We start from the raw sequence: 20077 nt of genomic DNA, 5'->3' as shown, positions 1-20077 counted from the left end.
CATGAGCGAATCCGTCAACCTCCCGGCACTCGGAGAGAGTGTCACCGAGGGCACGGTCACCCGCTGGCTGAAGAACGTCGGCGACCGGGTCGAGGTCGACGAGCCCCTGCTCGAGGTCTCGACCGACAAGGTCGACACGGAGATCCCCTCCCCCGTCGCCGGCGTCATCGAGGAGATCCTCGTACCCGAGGACGAGACCGTCGAGGTCGGGACCGCGCTGGTCCGCATCGGCGACGGCAGCGCCCAGGGCGGCGACTCCTCCGACGACGCTCCCGCCGAGGAGGCCTCGCAGGCCGAGAGCCCGGCGGACAACGGCCAGGACGAGGCGGACGACGCCGTCGTCGCGTCCTCGGCTGCTCCGGCCCCCGGAGAGGAGTCGGACGCCGACGCCCCCGCACCGGCCGACGACGTCGACCCGGCGCCGGCGGCCGAGCAGCCTGCCGACCAGGCACCGGCCGTCCCCGCCACCGCCCCCGCTGCCGCAGCGGCCCCCGCGGCGGCAGCGCCGCCCGCAGCAGCAGCTCCCGCCCCGGCGGCTGCTCCTGCAGCTGCTGCCCCGGCAGCCGCCGCACCCGCAGCTGCTGCCCCGGCAGCCGCCGCACCCGCAGCTGCTGCCCCGGCGGCCTCGGCCGATTCGTCGTCGGCTCCGACCGGCTACGTCACGCCGCTGGTCCGGAAGCTCGCGAACGAGAAGGGCATCGACATCTCGACCCTGACCGGGAGCGGCGTCGGCGGCCGCATCCGCAAGGAGGACGTCCTCGCCGCCGTCGAGGCCGCCAGCTCGGCGGCCACGACGTCGACCCCGGCGTCGGCGCCCGTGGAGGTCTCGCCGCTGCGCGGCACGACCGTGCCCATGACGCGTCTGCGCAAGGTCGTCGCCGAGCGCGCCGTCCAGTCGATGCAGGCGATGGCCCAGCTGACGAGCGTGGTCGAGGTCGACGTCACGGCCGTCGCGACGTTCCGTGACGCGAACAAGGCGGCGTTCCTCGAGAAGACCGGCAACAAGCTGTCGTTCCTGCCGTTCTTCACGCTCGCGGCCGCCGAGGCGCTCAAGGCGCACCCGAAGCTGAACGCCACCGTCGACGGCGACTCGATCGTCTACCCGGACCACGAGAACGTCAGCATGGCCGTCGACACGGAGCGCGGTCTGCTCACGCCCGTCATCAAGGACGCGTCCGACCTCGACCTGGCCGGCATCGCCGCTCAGATCGCGGACCTGGCGCAGCGCACGCGCGACAACAAGCTGAAGCCCGACGAGCTGGCCGGCGGCACCTTCACGGTGACGAACACTGGCTCGCGGGGCGCCCTGTTCGACACTCCCGTGGTGTTCCTCCCCCAGGTCGCGATCCTGGGCACCGGCGTGGTCGTGAAGCGTCCCGTGGTCGTCTCCGTGGACGGCGCCGACGCGATCGCCGTCCGCTCGATGGTCTACCTGGCCCTTTCGTACGACCACCGCATCGTCGACGGTGCTGACGCCGCCCGGTTCCTCGTGGCGGTCAAGACCCGCCTCGAGGCCGGCGACTTCGCCGGGGTCCTGGGCATCTGACCACGCCCCCGTGATCGCGCGCGTCAGCGGCGCGTCACTTCCCTGAGACGCCAGCCGGCCTCGGTCCTCACCACGAGGACCGAGGCCGGTTCGTCGTTCGCCGTGCGGCAGGCGAGGAGGACGGTCTCACCCAGCCGTTGCACCTCCGCCTCGACGACCGTGGGCAGGACCAGGTCGCCTGCCGAGGCGAGGTCGGCCATCGTCCGGGAGTCTCCCGCCGCCACAGGCGACCCTGCCTGGTCGACGGCCGCGAGGCACGACGTCGACGGTTCGCGGACGCACGCGACCCGGGCTCGGAGCAGGACCGCGGCCGCCGCGACCGGGTCGTCGCCCCGGACCGCCGCCTCCTCCGTGCTCACGGGCTCGTCGGAGGCACGGTCCGGGACGGGGACGCCGGTGACCGGGCCGGGCGCCGACGCGGCCGCGCCGGACCCCCGATCGGCAGGGGACGTCGCCGCGGGCTGAGCCGGGTCGGACCGCCCGACGTCAGAACCGTCGCCCCGCGGCACCACGGCTGCCCCCACCACGAGAGAGACTGCCACGAGGCCGGCCAGGACCCAGGAGCGTGGCCTGACCGCCCGCAGCCGGTCGACGATCGGCACGACCGTGACCGTCTCCCACCAGTCCGCGACGCCGTCGAGGAGCGCGGACTCGGGCAGGACGCTGGTCCACCCGGACCGCGGCGGGTCCCCCGGCGGTGGTCGCCAGGCGACCACCGCCGCCTCGAGGTCCGTGCTCGGCACGACGGTCGGCAACGCGACGGGAGGAGCAAGGTCGTGGACCCGCTCGACGAGCTCGTCCAGGCAGGTCTCGGCACCCTCCGGGCCCAGCAACCGGGCCCGGTCGCGAGGAGACAGCTCACGAGCCACGGCCTCGACGAGGGCCCGGGCCCCCTCGGTCGCCGTCGCGGGCGGCGTCGCACCGGGCTGGGCGGTCCTGCCGCCGACGAGGACCGGGGCGCCCCGGTCGTCGAGCACGACGTCCGCGAGGCCGATGCCGCCCAGCACCGTCCCCCGCCGGGCCAGGTGGGCGACCGTGGAGAGCACGGGCAGCAGGACCGTGACGGCTTCCCCTGCGGACAGGGTGCCGCGGCGCCGAGCCCACCGGTCGAGTCGTTCCCCGCCCGGCTCGTCCGTCACGACCACGAGGGCGCCCTCGTCGTCGACCAGCACGTCGACCGGGCGGAGGAGGTGCGGGTGCGGCGACGAGCTCGCCGCCGCGACGAGGGCCGGCGAGGAGCGGCGCAGCACCACCCGGCCGCCGTCGGGCGCGGTGCCCTCGACGGCGCCGCCCGGACCGGGGGGCCAGGAAGACCCCGGCGCGAGCTCGTAGGGACCGAGTGAGGAGGTGACCATGGGGTCATCGTGCTGGTCTCTGAGGGGCGGACGAGTCCCTCCTCGACCCGGTCGGGGACGACCGACGACGGCGAGCCCCCGGGGAGGACCCACGGCGGCTCGCGACCCCGTATCCTGGTCTGCATGGCACGACGCACGTCACCGGAGAACACGTCCCCGAAGCCGCCCAAGGAACCGGGCCGCTTCAAGCAGATGTGGCAGGTGTTCAAGATGACCCGCCGCGTCGACAAGTCGGCGCTGCCGCTGATGCTGCTGGCGCTGCTGCTGCCGGTCGCCGCCGGCGTCCTCGCAGGTCTCTTCCTCTCGGCGGGCAACGTGCTGGCGCTCGTGCTCTACATCGTGGTCGGCCTGATGCTCGGCGTCCTGCTGCTGCTGATCGTCCTCGGCCGCAAGGCCGAGAGGGCCGCCTACTCGCAGATCGAGGGGCAGCCCGGCGCCGTGGGCGCCGTCATGAAGAGCGGCCTCCGTCGTTCGTGGCGCGCCGCCGAGATGCCCGTCGCGGTCCAGGGCCGTTCCCAGGCAGCCGTCTACCGCGCCGTCGGCAAGGGCGGCGTCGTGCTGATCGGCGAGGGCTCGGTCGCGCAGACCAAGAAGCTCGTCGACGAGGAGCGCCGCAAGGTGGCGCGCATCCTGCCCAACGTCCCCATCACGGTGCTGCACGTCGGCCCCGACGCCGAGTCCGTGCCGCTGCACAAGATCGCCGGCCGCATGAACAAGATCAAGTCGTCGCTGAACCGGAACGAGGTGCTCGCCGTGAGCAACCGCCTCCAGTCGCTGGGCAAGAACGGCCTGCCGATCCCCAAGGGAGTCGACCCGTTCAAGGTGCGTGCCGGACGACCGCGCTGACGATCGACGCGACCCGCTGATCGGGCCAGCGACGGACGGAGGCGCCCGTCCCCCTCGAGGGGACGGGCGCCTCCGTCCGTGCGTCGCGGTCAGACGCGGACGAGCACCGTCCCCGCCACGCGGTCGTGCAGGCCCCTCTGGTCTTGGTCCCAGACCACCGCGGGGATGACGACCGCGAGCAGCAGCGTCCGGACGACCGGGCGCCAGAGGCCGGTCCGGCCACCTGCCATCGGGACGAGGCGCATGCCGAGGACCAGGTGGCCGACGGTGCCGCCGAGGGTGACCAGGAAGAGGATCTGGACGACGCTGAAGACGACCGTGATGGCGAGCCCCTGGCCGTCGAAGAAGGCGAACGCGACGACGTACGCGAGCGCCCAGTCGATCGTCACCCCGGCGATCCGGCGACCGAGGCGGGCGATCGAGCGCGGGCCCGTGCGCGGCAGGCCGAGGCGCTGGCCCGGCCAGTCCTGCCGTGGCGCCGCACCGCCGTCGACAGGGTCGGACGGAGGACGGGATCGGTCGTCGTGCATGCCGCCGAGCCTACCGACGCGGCACCCGTAACATCTCTGAAACAATGGGGACACCGCGACGAAACGGCCCCGCCATAACGTCGTCGAAGGCTGCGTCCGGCAGTCTGACCGATCTGAGCCCATTGGAGAGACACCTAGATGTTCACCGATTCTTCCGAGGTGCTGAAGTTCATCACGGACACCGACGTCAAGTTCCTCGACATCCGGTTCACGGACCTGCCCGGCGTCCAGCAGCACTTCAACATCCCCGCGTCCACCGTCGACGAAGAGTTCTTCTCCGTCGGCCAGCTCTTCGACGGGTCCTCCATCCGCGGCTTCGCGTCGATCCACGAGTCGGACATGCAGCTCATCCCCGACGTCACCACGGGCTACGTCGACCCCTTCCGCGCCGAGCGCACCCTGGTGCTCGTGTTCGACATCTTCAACCCGCGCAACGGCGAGCTCTACAGCCGCGACCCGCGCCAGGTGGCCAAGAAGGCCGAGAAGTACCTCGCCTCCACCGGCATCGCCGACACGGCGTTCTTCGCCCCCGAGGCCGAGTTCTACATCTTCGACGACGTCCGCTACGAGGTGAAGCAGAACGCCAGCTTCTACAGCGTCGACAGCGAGGAGGGCGCCTGGAACACGGGCCGTGTCGAGGAGGGCGGCAACCTCGCCAACAAGACCGCCTACAAGGGCGGCTACTTCCCGGTCAGCCCGGTCGACAAGACGGCTGACCTCCGCGACGACATCAGCCTCAAGCTGATCGACTCGGGCCTCGAGCTCGAGCGCGCCCACCACGAGGTGGGCACCGGCGGCCAGCAGGAGATCAACTACAAGTTCGACACGATGGTCCACGCGGCCGACGACATCCTGAAGTTCAAGTACATCGTCAAGAACACCGCCGAGCAGTGGGGCAAGGTCGCGACCTTCATGCCCAAGCCGCTCTTCGGCGACAACGGCTCGGGCATGCACACCCACCAGTCGCTCTGGAGCGACGGCAAGCCCCTGTTCTACGACGAGAACGGCTACGGCGGGCTCTCCGACCTCGCTCGCTGGTACATCGGCGGCCTGCTGAAGCACGCACCCGCCGTGCTCGCCTTCACGAACCCCTCGATCAACTCGTACCACCGCCTGATCCCCGGCTTCGAGGCCCCCGTCAACCTGGTCTACTCGGCGGGCAACCGCTCGGCGGCCATTCGCATCCCCATCACGGGCACGAACCCCAAGGCCAAGCGGATCGAGTTCCGCGTCCCCGACGCCGCGTCGAACCCCTACCTCGCGTTCGCCGCGCAGCTGATGGCGGGCCTCGACGGCATCCAGAACCGCATCGAGCCGCACGAGCCCGTCGACAAGGACCTCTACGAGCTGCCCCCGAGGAAGCGAAGGGCATCCCCCAGGTGCCCGCGTCGCTCGACGGCGCCCTCGACGCGCTCGAGGCCGACCACGCGTTCCTCACCAAGGGCAACGTGTTCACCGAGGACCTGATCGAGACCTGGATCGCGTACAAGCGCGAGAAGGAGATCCTGCCGATGGCTCAGCGCCCGCACCCCTTCGAGTTCGAGCTCTACTTCGGCGTCTAGGCGAGACCGGACGGGGCGTGACCGAGACGGTCGCGCCCCGTCCGCCGTCGTGGCTGCCGGACGCGAGGAGGCCCGCACCCCTCGGGGTGCGGGCCTCCTCGCGTCGTCGGCCGGCGTCAGGCGGGGAGGCTGCTCCCGGTGAGGACGCGTCGCTGAGCCGGGGTGCGACGACCGCCGAGGGGTCGCACCTCCCAGCCGCCGCTCGACCAGACCTCGGCGTCGAGCACGTTCCGCGCGTCGATCACGACGGGGTTGGCCGCGAGCTCGGCGAGGGCCGAGGGCTCCGCGCTGACGAACTCGGGCCACTCCGTCAGCAGCAGCACGGCGTCGGCGTCCGAGACCGCCTCCTCGATGCTGTCGGCGAACGACAGGGTCGGGAAGCTGCGCTGGGCGGTCTGGGTCGCCTCCGGGTCCACCACCAGCACCTGGGCTCCGCGCAGGTGCAGCGCCGCCGCCACGTTCAGGGCCGGCGAGTCGCGGACGTCGTCCGTGTGCGGCTTGAACGCGGCGCCGAGCACGGCGATGCGCCGGTTCAGGACCGACCCGCCGCACGCGTCGATGGCCTGGTCGATGACCCGCTGGCGCTGGGCCATGTTGATCTCGTCGACCTGCTGCATGAGACCGACGGCACGGTGGGCGCCCAGCTCGTTGGCGCGGAACATCAGCGCACGGATGTCCTTCGGCAGGCAGCCGCCCCCGAAGCCCAGGCCGGCGTTGAGGAACTTGCGGCCGATCCTGTCGTCGAAGCCGAGGGCGTCCGCGAGCGTCGAGACGTTCGCCCCGGCGGCCTCGCAGAGCTCGCTGATCGCGTTGATGAACGAGATCTTCGTCGCCAGGAACGCGTTCGCGCTGACCTTGACGAGCTCGGCCGTCGGCAGGTCGCACGAGATGACGGGCGTGCCCGTCGATATCGGGTCGGCGTAGACCTCGCGGAGGATCGCCTCGCTGCGGACGTCGGTGCCGCCGAAGACGATGCGGTCGGGACGCAGGGTGTCCTCGACGGCGTGGCCCTCGCGGAGGAACTCCGGGTTCCACACGACGTCGGCCGACACCCCCGCAGGCAGCACGCCGGCCACGATCTCCCGGAGGCGGGCCGCGGTGCCGACCGGCACGGTCGACTTGCCCACGATCAGGCCGTCGTGGCTGAGCGACTCGGCTACCTTGCGGGTGGCCTCCTCGACGTAGCTCAGGTTCGCGGCGTGGCTCCCCCGGCGCTGCGGCGTGCCGACGCAGATGAAGTGCACGTCGGAGAGGGCGACGGCCTCGGCGATGTCCGTCGTGAAGAGCAGACGACCGGACTCGACGTGGCGGAGGATCAGCTCGGGCAGTCCCGGCTCGAAGAAGGGGACTCGGCCCTGGCTGAGCGCCTCGACCTTCGAGGGGTCCGTGTCGACGCCGATGACGTCGAAGCCCATCTCGGCCATGGCGGCGGCGTGGGTCGCCCCGAGGTAGCCGGTGCCGATGACGCTGATGCGGGGCTTCGTCGAGGCGGACGTCACCGCGGCGTCGACGGACTGGGGGTCGGTGCCGGCGCCGTCGGCCGGGCTGGTGTTCTTGCTCATGATGCGCTCCTCGCGATCTGGGGTGCTGCAGTCAGTGGGGCGGAGGGGGTGGGGAGGGACGGGAGCCGCGAGTCGTCGGCCGTGGTCACGGCAGCGTCCTCAGGGCGAAGTCGGTGTCGGTGCGGGCGATGCCGCGGCGGAAGGCGTCGAGGGAGTCCTGCCGGGAGACGATCCGCCAGTCGTTCGTGAGGTACGAGCCGCTGGACACGGTCGTGGCCGTGAGGTTGAACCAGGAGAACCCGAGGATGTCGTCGTTCTCCGGCTTGGCGAGCTCGCTGAAGAGCGAGTCGATCCACTTCGGCTTCTGGGCGTCCTTCGTCGTGCCGAGCTCGGCCGCGCCCATCTCGGCGAGGATGATGGGCTTCGTCGTGATCTGCCGCAGCTGCGCCAGCGTCTTGCCGAAGGTGCCCTGGAAGTCGCCGGTCTGGGGCGTCTCCGGGCTGTTCCGGAGGTAGCCGGTCATGCCCACCCAGTCGACGTAGTCGTCACCGGGGTAGAGGCTCGCCGTGTACTCGACGCCCCTGTTCTTGGTGGGCACGCCCTCGACCCTGGTGGGGGCCCAGACCCAGGCGACGAGCTCGTTCGCGCCGCGTGCCTCGAAGAGGTCGTGCACGTGCCTCCACATCTGCACGTACTCGGTCTTCTCGTTCCCGTTCACGCCCTCGGCCCACGGGTACCAGTTGCCGTTCATCTCGTGGTCGAGGCGGATGGCCATCGGCAGGCCGTTGGCCACGAGCGCGTCGGCCCAGCGTGTGAGGTACGCGTCGAAGTCGCCCTCGATGATCTTGCTCAGCTCGTAGTCCGGGTCGACGACCGCCTCGTTGCCGGCGGCGATCGGTCGGGACTCCCAGGTGAGGAACGGGAGGTCGCCCTTGGCCCACGAACGGTTCACCGCCGTGGCGTTGAACTCCTGGTCGAAGCCCTGGAAGTAGCCCGACATGTTCGGCTGCGCGCCGATCTTCGTGCTCACGTCGTCGAACTCGGACCAGCTGAAGGGCGACTGGGTCGTGTAGAGGCCGAAGTAGCGCGACTCGGGCGAGACGATGTCCGCGAGGGAGGGAGCGGTGATCGGCACGGGGCCGGTCGTCCCGGCCCCGCCCGGGCCGTTGCCGTTGCCGGAGCCGGAGCCGTTGCCGGAGCCACTGCCGCCCTTGGGCCCGGTGGCCACGGCCCCGGAGCCTCCGTTGCCGCCGCCGGCCGACGAGCCGCCGCCGGTCGCGGCCTGGGCGTCACGGAGGGCGTCCTGCGCCGACGCGAGGCGAGCCTGTGCGTCGGTGAGCTGCCCCTCGGACGTCCAGGCCTGCTGCTGTACGTCCGCCAGCTCCGTCTTGCTCGCGGCGAGCTGCCGCTTGGCCGCGACGAGCTGGTCGAGCAGGGCCGAGCGGTCCTCCTTCAGGGTGGTGACCTGGGCAGGGGACGTGCCGACCGCCTCCTGCACGGCGGTCCGGACGGGGTTGTCCGTCGGCGATATCCAGATGAGCCACGAGATCATGGCCAACAGGACGACGGTCGCGGTGGCGCCGAGGGCCGTCCGGCGGGCGTTCCCGTGGGACGAGGCCCACCAGGCTCCCGACTGCACGTGCAGCGGGGCGACGAAGGTCTGCGGGGACTCAGACAATGAACCACACCTCCAGGGCGATGATGACGGCACCGATCAGGTACGGGAAGCCGGCTTTGGGGTTGAGGCGACGACGAGGAGGCGCGACGGCGGCCACGGGGGCCGTGGCCGCGGCGAAGGCGGTCGCCGACGAGGTCGTCAAGGCGTCGTCCTGGGGCGACGGCGCGGTCTCGACGGCCGTCTCGGCGCGGTGGCTGCGCACCAGGACCACGCCGGTGTCGTCGCGTCGGACGGTGGTCGCGTCCGACGTGGGGCCGGCGGGGGTCGAGGAACCGCCGAGGTCGAAGAGGGCGTCGACGCCGGGATCGGCCTCGTCGTCGAACTCGCGCTCCAGCACCCGCAGCGAGTCGTCGCCGGTGGCCTGGTGGGCCATCTGCTGGGCCGCGTCGTCCGCGGCTCCGCCGGCGTAGGCGCCTGCACGGGTCCCCCAGCCGCTGGCGTGCCCCATGCGGAAGAACCCGATGACGCGGATAGGCATGAGGAAGAAGGTCGACACGATGATGAAGACGGGCAGGCGGATGAAGTCCGAGGGCTTCTCGGCCAGGTGTCGCATCTGTCGGATCGCCATGCTGAGCACGGACGACAGCACCATCAGCACCACGATGCTGACCAGCCCGGTGGAGACCCCGTACTCGGCCAGGATGCCGCGGTACAGGTTGACGCCCTGGCCGGTGATGCCCCGGTAGATCCAGCCGCCGATGACGCCCATCAGGAGGAAGGGCAGGATGATGTCCATCGCGAAGAAGAACGCGAGCATCGGAGCGTGCCCGAGCATCCACGGCATCATCCGGAACGTGTTGTACTGGCTCCCGCGGGCCCAACGGAGCTGCTGCTTGAACAGCTTCTTCACTTCGAGCGGGGCGTCCGTGTAGACGAGGCTCGTGTGCTGGTACACGGTGCGGTACCCCTCCTTGAGGGTGAGGTTCGTGAGGGTGCGGTCGTCGCTGACCTCGAGGAAGACGCCCATGAACTTCTCCGTCATGAAGCGGTCCATCACCCGCACGAGGATCTCGCGGCGGAAGGCGATCGTCCGGCCGGGGAGGCAGCCGATCTGTCCCAGGACGCTCTGCGCGGGCATCGAGTAGAGCGCACGCGAGTTCTCGAGCCAGTCGGCCCAGCGGGTGATCCAGCTGCGCTCGGGCTCCAGGATGCGCTGACGCGTGGTGACGCCGCCGACGTTCTCGTGGGCGAAGGGGCGGACGAGCTCGGAGAGCGTCCCCGGCGTCCACACCGTGTCGGAGTCGACCAGCACGGTGATGTCGCCGCGGCTGAGCTCGGTGCCGATCATGACGGCGTTGCGCTTGCCGGGGATGGGGGTGTGCACCCAGCGGACGAGAGGGGCGTACTCGTCGCAGACGGCCGCCAGCTCCGGGTTCGGCTTGCCGTTGATGACCACGATGATCTCGCCCGGCTGCTGCTCGACCATGCGGCCGATGACGTCGCGGAACAGGTCCAGGGGCTCGTCGACCACCGGGACGACGACGCTCGTGGAGCCGGAGAACTCCCCCGTGAAGGGGCGGTACCGCCGCGAGAGCAGCACCTTGATGATCCACAGGATCCAGATGAAGGCCGAGTAGACCGCGAACAGGTACAGCTCGGCGTGGCCGCCTGCCATGGATCGGATCTGGAGGATGAAAGTCAACACGAGGGCCGCCTCACGGGGATGGGAAAAGGACGATTCCGCGTCTTCGAGGAAAGGGGTCTGTCGGGTCGGTGCAATCTTGCGGCGGTTCGGAGGGGACTCACAACCGACCACCCGTTCGGCGCCTCGGCCCTGCGAGGCGGGGTACGACCGTGTCCTCCCATCGGTGTCGCACGAAATGCCGACAGAGCCGGCTGCCTGCCGGAGGCGCGGCATGCCCCATCCGACTCGGCCCCCACGTGCCCTCTCGAGCCCACGAAAAAACCGGGAGAAAAGCCTGATCGCGGTCGGATTCCGAGAGTCCCGCGCAGACTCGGCCCGTGCGGCGGGAGGTGAGGAATGCCCATGGCACTGCGGGGCCGTGCGTGCGGGACGGTCACGCGTCCGAAACACGACAGACATCTCGACCGGGGTACGCACCCCCTTTTCGGGGTACGGCAAAATCACCCGTGACCAATTCGGGCGTCACCCCCCGGGTGAGTGCATCCCGGGCGTGTCGCACCTCGCGACCGCGACGCCGGTCGCGCCCGTCGCGGTCAGGCGGTAGGCTCCGGCGCCTCGTCCAGGCCGTAGAAGCCCCGCTCGAACACCGCGCGTGCGCGACGGGTCACCGCGAGGTAGTCCTCCTCGAGGCGCGTGGCCGACCCCGGCGGGTACTCCATCAGGCGGGCGACGCCCTCGAGCTGTCGGCGGTCGGTGGGCAGGACGTCCGAGGTGCGCGAGGTCCAGAGGACGACGGCGGAACGGGCGCGGGACGCCATCAGCCAGGCGTCGTGCAGCTTGGCCGCGTCGTCGACGGCGACCAGCCCCGCGGCGGCCGCCGCCTGGAGGGCGGTCAACGTCGAGGTCGTGCGGAGACCGGGCACGTCGTGCGCGTGCCGGAGCTGCAACAGCTGCACGAACCACTCCACGTCGCTCAGGGAGCCACGGCCGAGCTTGAGGTGACGGGACGGCTCGGCGCCCTTGGGGAGGCGCTCCGCCTCGACCCGCGCCTTGATGCGCTTGACCTCGCGCACCTCCTGGTCCGAGAGGGACACCGGGTAGCGGACCTCGTCGGCCAGCGCGGTGAACTCGGCCCCCAGGCCCGCGTCGCCCGCCACGACACGGGCTCGGAGCAACGACTGGGCCTCCCACGTGAGCGACCACCGTGCGTAGTAGGCCCGGTAGGAGGCGAGGGACCTCGTCACGGGTCCGTTCCCGCCCTCGGGACGCAGGCCCGTGTCGAGGTCGAGCGGCACGAGGGCGTCCGAGGTGAGGCGGCCCATCTCGGCGACCACGCCGGCAGCCCGGCGCTGCGAGGTGTCGTCGCCCTCGGCCCCCCGGTGGACGAAGAGGACGTCGGCGTCGGACCCGAACCCGAGTTCGCGGCCGCCGTAGCGGCCCATGGCGACCACCGCCATCTCGACGTCGGGCACGTCTCGACGGGCCAGGGCGAGGGCGCCCGTGATGGTCGCGGTCGTGACGTCCGTGAGCCCCTGCGCCAGCTGGTCGATCGTGACGAGGCCGAGGATCCCCGAGATGGCCAGCCGGAGGACCTCGCGGCGCCGAGCCTGCCGCAGCACGCCGGCAGCCCCCTCCTTCGACTCGTGCCGTGCCACGGTGGCGCTCGTCTCGTCGAGCAGGCTGGCGAGCGTCCGTGGTCGGAGCTCGGCGTCGGACTCGAACCAGGCCGCCGCCTCCGGGGACCGGTCGAGCAGGTCGGCGACGAACGTCGACGACGACAGCACGGTCGTGAGCCGGTGGGCGGCCCCCGACGAGTCGCGCAGCATCCGGAGGAACCAGTACGACTCGCCGAGCCCGTCGCTGAGCCTGCGGAAGGCGAGGAGGCCGAGGTCGGGGTCGGTCCCGTCGGCGAACCACTGCAGCATGGCGGGCAGCAGGTGCCGCTGGATGCTCGCTCGTCGTGAGACTCCCCCGGTCAGGGCGGCGATGTGCCCGAGGGCGCCGCGCGGGTCCGAGAAGCCGATCGCGGCCAGCCGGGCGGCGGCCTGGTCGCTGCTGAGCGCGAGGTCCTCCTCGGGACGGGCCGCGACCGCCGAGAGCAGGGGCCGGTAGAAGAGGCGCTCGTGCAGGGTGCGCACGCGCCGCTTCACCTCGCGCCACGCCTCGACGAGGCCCGTGCCCGAGGAGCTCAGCCCGGAGGCGCGCGCGAGCACCCGGAGCGCGTTCTCGTCCGTCGGCATCAGGTGGGTCCGGCGCAGGTGCGCCAGCTGCACGCGGTGCTCGAGCACGCGCAGCACCCGGTAGTCGCGGTCGAACTCGGCGGCCTCGGCGCGCCCCACGTAGCCCCGCCGCGCGAGGGCGGCCAGCGCCTCCAGCGTCGACCGCTGCCGCACGCCGTCGTCCGCCTGGCCGTGGACGAGCTGGAGCAGCTGGATCGTGAACTCGACGTCGCGGAGCCCGCCGGGCCCCAGCTTCAGCTGCCGGTCGACCTCGTCGGCCGGCAGGAGGTCGGTGACGCGCTCGCGCATGGCCTGCACGGACTCGACGAAGGCCTCGCGCTGGGCGGCCGACCACACGAACGGCGCGATGCGCTCGGAGTACCGGTCGCCGAGGTCGACGTCCCCCGCGAGCGGACGCGCCTTGAGCAGCGCCTGGAACTCCCAGCCCTTCGCCCAGCGCTCGTAGTAGGCGACGTGCGACTCGAGGGTGCGGACGAGGGCGCCGTCCTTGCCCTCCGGCCGCAGGTTCGAATCGACCTCCCAGAGCTCCGGCTCGAGCGCGAGGTCCGTTATCGCCCGGACCGTGTGCACCGCCAGCCGGGTGCCGATCTCGACCGCCCGCCCGTTCTCGAGGCCGTCGGCGCCCTCGGCGACCCAGACGACGTCGACGTCGCTGAGGTAGTTCAGCTCGCGTGCCCCTGCCTTGCCCATCCCGATCACCGCGAGACGGGTGCGCGCCACGTCGTCCCCGGGGAACGGCACCTCGCGCCGGGCCACGTCGAGGGCGGCGTGCAGCGCTGCACCGGCCAGGTCGGCGAGGGCAGCGGCGACGACGGGGAGCGCCTCGACCGGGTCGGGCCGGTCGAGGTCCCAGCCGGCGATCTGCACGAGGTGACGGCGGTAGCCGACGCGGAGGGCGACCCGCGCCTCCTCGTCGACCAGCCCGGCGACGCGCGACACGAGGTCGTCCACGTAGTCGTCGCGACTGCGGGGAACGGGTGCGGGCTGCAGCAGCAGCTCGAGCTCGGCCGGCCGGCGCACCAGGAACTCGGCGAGGCCGGACGACGACCCGAGCAGGCGCAGCAGGCGCTCTCCCGCGCGTGCCTCGAGCAACGCGGCGACGCCGTCGGGCGATCGCTCGAGCAGACGCTCGAGGTGGAACAGGGCCTGGTCGGGATCAGGGCTGCGGGCGAAGGAGGCGACGGCCGACGCGAGCGACGGGGTCGCCTCGACGAGGCGGTCCAGCCGCTCGCGTGCGGTGCCGAGCTCGGCGAACCCGAGCCGCGCCAGGTCGGACAGCGCCGTCGCTGCTCGAGGCATGGTGGAGCCGGTCCGCTAGAGGATCTCGAGGTTGGAGCGCAGCTCGAACGGCGTCACCTGGGCTCGGTACGACTTCCACTCCTGCCGCTTGTTCAGCAGCACGTAGTTGAAGACCTGCTCGCCGAGCGTCTCAGCGACCAGCTCGCTGTCCTCCATGATCGAGAGGGCGTGGTCGAGGCTGGCGGGCAGCTGCTTGTAGCCGAGCGCGCGACGCTCGGCGTCGCTCATGCCCCAGACGTTGTCCTCGGCCTCGGCGGGGAGCTCGTAGCCCTCCTCGATGCCCTTGAGGCCCGCGGCGAGCATGAGCGAGAAGGCGAGGTACGGGTTCGCGGCGGAGTCGATGGCGCGGTACTCGACGCGGCTCGAGTTGCCTTTGTTGGGCTTGTACAGCGGCACGCGCACGAGAGCCGAGCGGTTGTTGTGGCCCCAGGTCACGAAGCTGGGCGCCTCGTCGCCGCCCCACAGGCGCTTGTAGCTGTTGACGAACTGGTTCGTCACCGCCGTGATCTCGGGCGCGTGTCGCAGGAGGCCCGCGATGAACTGCCGGCCGATGCGGGAGAGCTGGTACTCGGCGCCGGCCTCGTAGAAGGCGTTGCCGTCGCCCTCGAAGAGCGACATGTGCGTGTGCATCCCCGAGCCGGGGTGCTGACTGAAGGGCTTGGGCATGAACGTGGCGTACACGCCCTGCTCGATCGCCACCTCCTTGATGACGGTGCGGAACGTCATGATGTTGTCCGCGGTCGTCAGGGCGTCGGCGTAGCGCAGGTCGATCTCGTTCTGGCCGGGTCCCGCCTCGTGGTGGCTGAACTCGACTGAGATCCCGAGATCTTCGAGCATGCGGACCGAGCGGCGGCGGAAGTCGTGGGCCGTGCCGCCGGGCACGTTGTCGAAGTAGCCGGCCGAGTCGACGGGCTGCGGCCCGTCGGGACCGCCCTGCGCGTCCTTCAGGAGGTAGAACTCGACCTCGGGGTGCGTGTAGAACGTGAAGCCGCGTTCGCCGGCCCGCGCGAGCGTGCGCTTGAGGACGTTCCGCGGGTCGGCGACGGCCGGCTGCCCGTCGGGCGTCGTGATGTCGCAGAACATGCGGGCCGTCGGGTCGATCTCGCCGCGCCACGGCAGGATCTGGAAGGTGGTGGGGTCGGGCTGCGCGAGCACGTCGGCCTCGTACGACCGGGTGAGTCCCTCGATCGCGGAGCCGTCGAAGCCGATCCCCTCGGCGAACGCGCCCTCGACCTCGGCCGGGGCGATGGCCACCGACTTCAGGGTGCCGATCACGTCCGTGAACCAGAGCCTGATGAACTTGATGCCGCGTTCTTCGATCGTCCGGAGGACGAAGTCCCTCTGCTTGTCCATCGACAGCCTTTCTGCTCTGCGTCGAGGCTAGTGGACGCGTCCGTCGGCCACGGTCACGCCGGCCCCGGATCCGTCAGTCGTCGGCCGCGTCCTCGGCGTCGAGGCGGGCGTTCCGCTCCTGGATCGTCCGGATGGCCGCTGCCGCCTCGTCACGGGTGGCGTAGGGGCCGGCCCGGTCGACGGCGGGCGACACCTTGCCCTCCTCGACCTCGTGCGTGCGGGTGTTGAACCAGAACTCAGTCGTCATGGGGCGAGGCTACCGCCGGGCGGGCGGGGGCGTCACGGGGTCCAGTCGGCGCGGGTCGGGATGGTGATGGTGAAGGCCCGGCCGGCCGACGTCGTGCCGCCGAGGTAGGGCATGCCCGGTGCCCAGGTGCCCCAGGTGGGCCTGCCCTGGTCGGGTCCGAAGACGGGCAGGTTCGCACCGTACTCGTAGAGCGTCTCCTGGATCGGGCGGTAGCAGCCGTGTCCGGAGGAGTCCCGTCCGCGGATCGTGCCGAGCGCGCGGAGGCCGTTCTCGTCGAGGCGCCAGACCGGGCCGCCCAGATCGCCCGGGGCGACCTCCATCGTCGTGCAGAGGAGGTCCCCGACGACGCCCGTGATGGCGCCTTCGGTCCACCCTGTGCCGACCCCCATCTTCCCGACGAGCATGCCGGGACGTTGCTGGACGGTCGGCATGAAGCCGACGATCCGTCCGTCGCCGGGCTGTTCTCCGGTGAGGGGGTCCGCCACCATCTGGTGGGCGTCGTCGCCGGGCACCATCTCGTACAGGGCGGAGGACCCGTCTCGCAGCGACGCAGGCGATGCGAGGTAGTTCGCGAAGACGCCCTGGTTGTTGCGCACCTGGAAGGCGGTCACGGTCGCACAGTTCGCCCCCAGGAGGAAGAACCCGGAGTCGCCGCTGATGGCGTAGCCCCCGGAGCAGACCTGGTCGTAGCCCCCGTCGATCGTGCCGCCGTTGTTCATGATCATCGGCTCGCCGGGGCTGTAGTCGTAGCCGCCCGCCGCGGCCGCGGAGCCGGCCGGCCCGGCCAGGGCCGACGCGAGGACGGCGGCGACGGCGATCACGCCGACCGCGATGGTCTTGGTGGCACGGGACTTCCCCGTGCTGCTGCTCGTGCTGGTCGCGTCGGTCATGTCCGTCCCCCGTGTCCGCCCCTCCTTGGGGCCTCGTTCGTACTCTAGGGGCGGGCCGGGCGCCGCGGGAAGACCGCAGCCGCCGCGGTCGTCAGCCGACCACGAGGAGGCGCGGGTCGGCATCCGAGGTCGCCAGCCGCTGCCAGGACGAGACCGCCCCGGGGGACGACAGCCACCCTCCTGCCCGCGTGTCGGCGTAGTGCACGTCCGCGCGACGATCGCCGTCGAGGTCGCCGAGCTGCAGCCGCTCCGGCGGGACGCCCGCGTACACCCGGCTGCTCCACGACGAGACGCCGGCGCTGGAGACGTACCAGCGGCCGTCGGCGCGGTTGGCCCAGAAGACGTCGGCACGACCGTCGCCGTCGAGGTCGGCGAGGTCCATCTCGGCCATCGGGACGCCGGCCGACGCGAGGACCCGCCACGGGACGGCAGCTCCGGACGCTGCCCACCAGGCGCCGGTGGGGTGGGCCCAGAACACGTCGTCCCGCCCGTCGCCGTCCATGTCGGCCACCCGGATGTCCGTGTTCGGGACCTCGACGGCGGTCGTCGTCCACGGGGAGGTCCCGCCGTAGGAGACCTGCCAGGTCTGCAGCGACGAGTTCGCCCAGAGGACGTCGGCACGGCCGTCGCCGTCGAAGTCGCCGAGCTGGAGCTCTTCGCCCTTGGCCTCCGCTGCGCCGTTGATCCTCGTCCAGGACGTCACGCCGCCCCAGGAGACCCGCCAGGAGCCGTCCGGCGCAGGCCAGAAGACGTCGCTCTTCCCGTCGCCGTCGAAGTCCGCGAACTGGAACAGGCTGGTGTCGACGTGCCCGTGGGCGAGGCTGCGCCAGTTGGACACGCCTCCGTCGGAGGCCCACCACTGGCCGTTCGGGTTGCCGTAGAAGACGTCGGCGCGGCCGTTGCCGTCGAAGTCGGTCGTGTTCGCCGTCCGTGGCAGCCCGCAGCCCGCGTAGAGCGCGAAGCCCGCCGTGTCCGGGCACGCGTCCGTCGAGTTCGGCACGCCGTCGCGATCGCGGTCCGGCGAGTCCTCGGCGAGGCCGGGGAACGACCAGCCGATGGCCGTGCCCTGCGTGACGTTCCGCCCGCAGGTGAAGTACCCGTTGACGCCGTCCTGCACGGCGTTGCCGATGCGGATCTCGAAGTGCAGGTGCACCCCGGTCGAGGCGCCGGTCGACCCCATCGAGCCGAGCGTCTGGCCGCGTGCGACCGACTGCCCGACCGCGACCGTCGTCGAGTTGACGACGAGGTGCGCGTAGCGGGTCGTGTACCCGTCGGAGTGCTGGAGGACGACCTGGGTGCCGTAGCCGCTCGTCGCGGTCGACTGCACCACCGAGAGCACCTTCCCGGCGGCGGCGGCGACGACCGGGCCGCCCTGCAGGCGGGCGATGTCCGTGCCCGAGTGCGTGTCGTTCAGCCCACAGTGGCTGCCGACCGTGCCGGTGATCCTCCCGGTGGCCGGGACGATCATCGCCCCGTCGGCGGCCTGTGCCGGTGCTGACGGCGCCATCACGGCCCCGACCGCCGCGACGGCCGTCGCCAGCGCCACGACGGCTGTCGTCCTCCAAGTGCGTCCCACGTGCGTTCCCTCGTCTCGTCGTCCCCCGGGGAGACTGCCAGATGTACCCCGGTCCGACCAATCCCCCGATCGGGGCGCGACAGGGGCGCGGGCCCCCGGGCAGCCGCCCTCCCCCTAAGCTGGACGGCATGCCCCGGGACCTCGACGGATCACTGACCCCGGGCCGGGTCTCGCCACTCCGCCCGGTCCCCTCGTCCATCGCCCGACCCGAGTACGTCGGCAAGGCGGGCCCCGCTCCGTACACCGGCGGCGACGTGTACGACGCCCCGACGATCGAGCTGATCCGCGCGAGCGGCCGGATCGCCTCGCAGGCGATCGACGCCGTCGAGGCCGCGATCCGCCCCGGCGTGACGACGGACGAGCTCGACCGGGTCGCCCACGCGTTCCTCGTGGCCCACGACGCCTACCCGTCGACGCTCGGCTACCGGGGGTTCCCGAAGTCGGTCTGCACGTCGGTCAACGAGGTCATCTGCCACGGCATCCCCGACGACACCGTGCTCGACGAGGGCGACCTGGTCAACATCGACATCACCGCGTTCAAGGACGGGGTGCACGGCGACCTCAACCGCACGGTGCTGGTCGGGGACGCGGCCCAGGAGACCGTGGACCTGGTCGAGCGCACGCGCGAGGCCCTGCGACGCGGCATCGCGGCCGTCGCCCCGGGCCGCGAGGTCAACGTGATCGGCCGGGCCATCCAGTCGTACGCCGCCCGCTTCGGCTACGGGGTGGTGCGCGACTACACCGGCCACGGCGTCGGCCGCGCCTTCCACTCCGGCCTCGTGATCCCCCACTACGACGCCCCGCAGTTCGACGACGTCATGGTGCCCGGGATGGTCTTCACCATCGAGCCCATGCTCACCCTCGGCAGTGTCGAGGCGGACATCTGGGCGGACGGCTGGACCGTCACCACCCGTGACAAGTCGCTCACGGCCCAGTTCGAGCACACCCTCGTCGTCACCGAACGCGGTGCCGACGTCCTCACCCTCAGTTGACGACGAGCACCAGGAAGAAGGACGACCCGTGGCACAGAGAGCAGTCGGCATCGACATCGGCGGCACCGGCATCAAGGGGGCGATCGTCGACGTCGAGTCGGGCGAGCTCCTCACCGACCGCATCAAGAAGCCGACGCCGGAGGGCGGCGAGCCCGACGCCATCGTGGCGGTGGTGAAGCAGATCGTCGACGAACTCGGCCTCGACGACGACACGATCCCCGTGGGCGTCTGCTTCCCCGCCGCCATCATGGACGGCAGGACCCTCTCGGCCGCGAACGTGTCGAAGAAGTGGATCGGCTTCGAGGCCGAGGCGCTCTTCGAGAAGACGCTGGGCCGGTCGATCCACTTCGTCAACGACGCCGACGCCGCCGGCTACGCCGAGACCCGCTACGGCGCCGCGAAGGACGTCCCCGGCCTGGTGATCATGACGACGCTCGGCACGGGCATCGGCACCGCCCTGATCAACGACGGCGTGCTGATCGTCAACGCCGAGCTCGGCCACCTCGAGATCGGCGGCAAGGACTACGAGACGAAGGCCTCGTACGCCGCCAAGGAGCGCGACGACATCAGCTGGAAGCACTGGGCCAAGCGCCTGCAGAAGTACTACTCGCACCTCGAGGCGCTGCTCTACCCGCGGCGCATCATCGTCGGCGGAGGGGTGTCGAAGCACCACGAGGAGTTCCTGCCGCTGCTCGACCTCCGCGCCGAGATCGTGCCGGCTGTGCTGCGCAACAACGCGGGCATCATGGGCGCGGCTGCCCTCGCCGCGGGCTCCCGCCCGGCTGCCTAGGCGGTCCGGCGGACGCAGCAGGCGGCACGACGAGAGGGACCCTGGGTCGGGAGGCGCGCCTCCTGGACCAGGGTCCCTCTCGTCGT

The 20077-nt window shown here is 71.5% G+C and carries 14 protein-coding genes and 1 pseudogene; 5 read left to right on the top strand and 10 right to left on the bottom strand.

Annotated elements, in window-relative coordinates; translation table 11 throughout:
- Window position 1 precedes the first annotated feature (1 nt).
- Complete coding sequence (sucB, locus tag ACZZ97_RS05905) at window positions 2–1546, top strand: 2-oxoglutarate dehydrogenase, E2 component, dihydrolipoamide succinyltransferase (RefSeq protein WP_463472559.1); 1545 nt, start codon at window positions 2–4, stop codon at window positions 1544–1546.
- A gap of 23 nt (window positions 1547–1569) precedes the next feature.
- Here the strand turns inward: sucB and ACZZ97_RS05900 are convergent, their stop codons facing one another.
- Complete coding sequence (locus ACZZ97_RS05900; protein WP_463472558.1) at window positions 1570–2901, bottom strand: serine/threonine-protein kinase; 1332 nt, start codon at window positions 2899–2901, stop codon at window positions 1570–1572.
- 123 nt (window positions 2902–3024) lie between these two features.
- Between ACZZ97_RS05900 and ACZZ97_RS05895 the strand changes: the two genes are divergently transcribed.
- Window positions 3025–3747, top strand: a complete 723-nt coding sequence (locus tag ACZZ97_RS05895; protein WP_314101737.1) for a DUF4191 family protein — start codon at window positions 3025–3027, stop codon at window positions 3745–3747.
- A gap of 89 nt (window positions 3748–3836) precedes the next feature.
- Here the strand turns inward: ACZZ97_RS05895 and ACZZ97_RS05890 are convergent, their stop codons facing one another.
- The gene (locus ACZZ97_RS05890; protein WP_194612238.1) at window positions 3837–4277 is read right to left on the bottom strand and encodes an RDD family protein; all 441 of its coding nucleotides are present in this window, start codon (window positions 4275–4277) and stop codon (window positions 3837–3839) included.
- Window positions 4278–4415: 138 nt separating this feature from the next.
- Between ACZZ97_RS05890 and glnA the strand changes: the two are divergent.
- Window positions 4416–5839 (top strand): annotated as a pseudogene (gene glnA / locus ACZZ97_RS05885) (type I glutamate--ammonia ligase).
- A 116-nt stretch (window positions 5840–5955) separates the two neighbouring features.
- On the opposite strand, the gene ACZZ97_RS05880 reads toward glnA, so the two are convergent.
- The 8 genes from ACZZ97_RS05880 to ACZZ97_RS05845 form a co-directional block, all read right to left on the bottom strand.
- Window positions 5956–7401: a UDP-glucose dehydrogenase family protein gene (locus ACZZ97_RS05880; RefSeq protein WP_314101738.1), complete on the bottom strand. Its 1446-nt coding sequence runs from the start codon at window positions 7399–7401 to the stop codon at window positions 5956–5958.
- Window positions 7402–7486: 85 nt separating this feature from the next.
- Window positions 7487–9019, bottom strand: coding sequence for a glycosyl hydrolase (locus tag ACZZ97_RS05875; protein WP_314101739.1), 1533 nt, complete (start codon window positions 9017–9019; stop codon window positions 7487–7489).
- A complete protein-coding gene (locus tag ACZZ97_RS05870) occupies window positions 9012–10664 on the bottom strand; it encodes a glycosyltransferase family 2 protein (RefSeq protein WP_463472557.1) in 1653 nt (550 codons plus the stop codon). Before ACZZ97_RS05870 ends, ACZZ97_RS05875 begins: the two co-directional genes overlap by 8 nt.
- 533 nt (window positions 10665–11197) lie before the next feature.
- A complete protein-coding gene (locus tag ACZZ97_RS05865) occupies window positions 11198–14143 on the bottom strand; it encodes a bifunctional [glutamine synthetase] adenylyltransferase/[glutamine synthetase]-adenylyl-L-tyrosine phosphorylase (protein WP_463472556.1) in 2946 nt (981 codons plus the stop codon).
- Between the two features lie 15 nt (window positions 14144–14158).
- Window positions 14159–15496 (bottom strand): glutamine synthetase family protein, encoded by a 1338-nt coding sequence (locus tag ACZZ97_RS05860; protein ID WP_123546050.1) that lies wholly within the window; start codon window positions 15494–15496, stop codon window positions 14159–14161.
- 73 nt (window positions 15497–15569) lie between these two features.
- Window positions 15570–15743 carry an SPOR domain-containing protein gene (locus ACZZ97_RS05855; RefSeq protein ID WP_314101746.1) on the bottom strand — a complete coding sequence of 58 codons (174 nt, stop codon included), beginning with the start codon at window positions 15741–15743 and terminating at the stop codon, window positions 15570–15572.
- 32 nt (window positions 15744–15775) lie between these two features.
- Window positions 15776–16633 (bottom strand): hypothetical protein, encoded by an 858-nt coding sequence (locus ACZZ97_RS05850; protein WP_463472555.1) that lies wholly within the window; start codon window positions 16631–16633, stop codon window positions 15776–15778.
- Between the two features lie 91 nt (window positions 16634–16724).
- A complete protein-coding gene (locus ACZZ97_RS05845) occupies window positions 16725–18209 on the bottom strand; it encodes a peptidoglycan DD-metalloendopeptidase family protein (protein WP_463472554.1) in 1485 nt (494 codons plus the stop codon).
- Window positions 18210–18337: 128 nt separating this feature from the next.
- On the opposite strand from ACZZ97_RS05845, the gene map reads away from it, so the two are divergent.
- Entirely contained in the window at window positions 18338–19201 is an 864-nt protein-coding gene (gene map / locus ACZZ97_RS05840; RefSeq protein ID WP_463472553.1) for a type I methionyl aminopeptidase, read from the top strand.
- A gap of 28 nt (window positions 19202–19229) precedes the next feature.
- The gene (gene ppgK, locus ACZZ97_RS05835; protein ID WP_314101754.1) at window positions 19230–19991 is read left to right on the top strand and encodes a polyphosphate--glucose phosphotransferase; all 762 of its coding nucleotides are present in this window, start codon (window positions 19230–19232) and stop codon (window positions 19989–19991) included.
- Window positions 19992–20077: the final 86 nt, after the last annotated feature.

The sequence above is a fragment of the Frigoribacterium sp. AC512 genome, assembly GCF_979258295.1.
The sequence above is the reverse complement of the archived record's forward strand: the minus strand, read 5'-3'. Positions and strand labels throughout refer to the sequence as shown.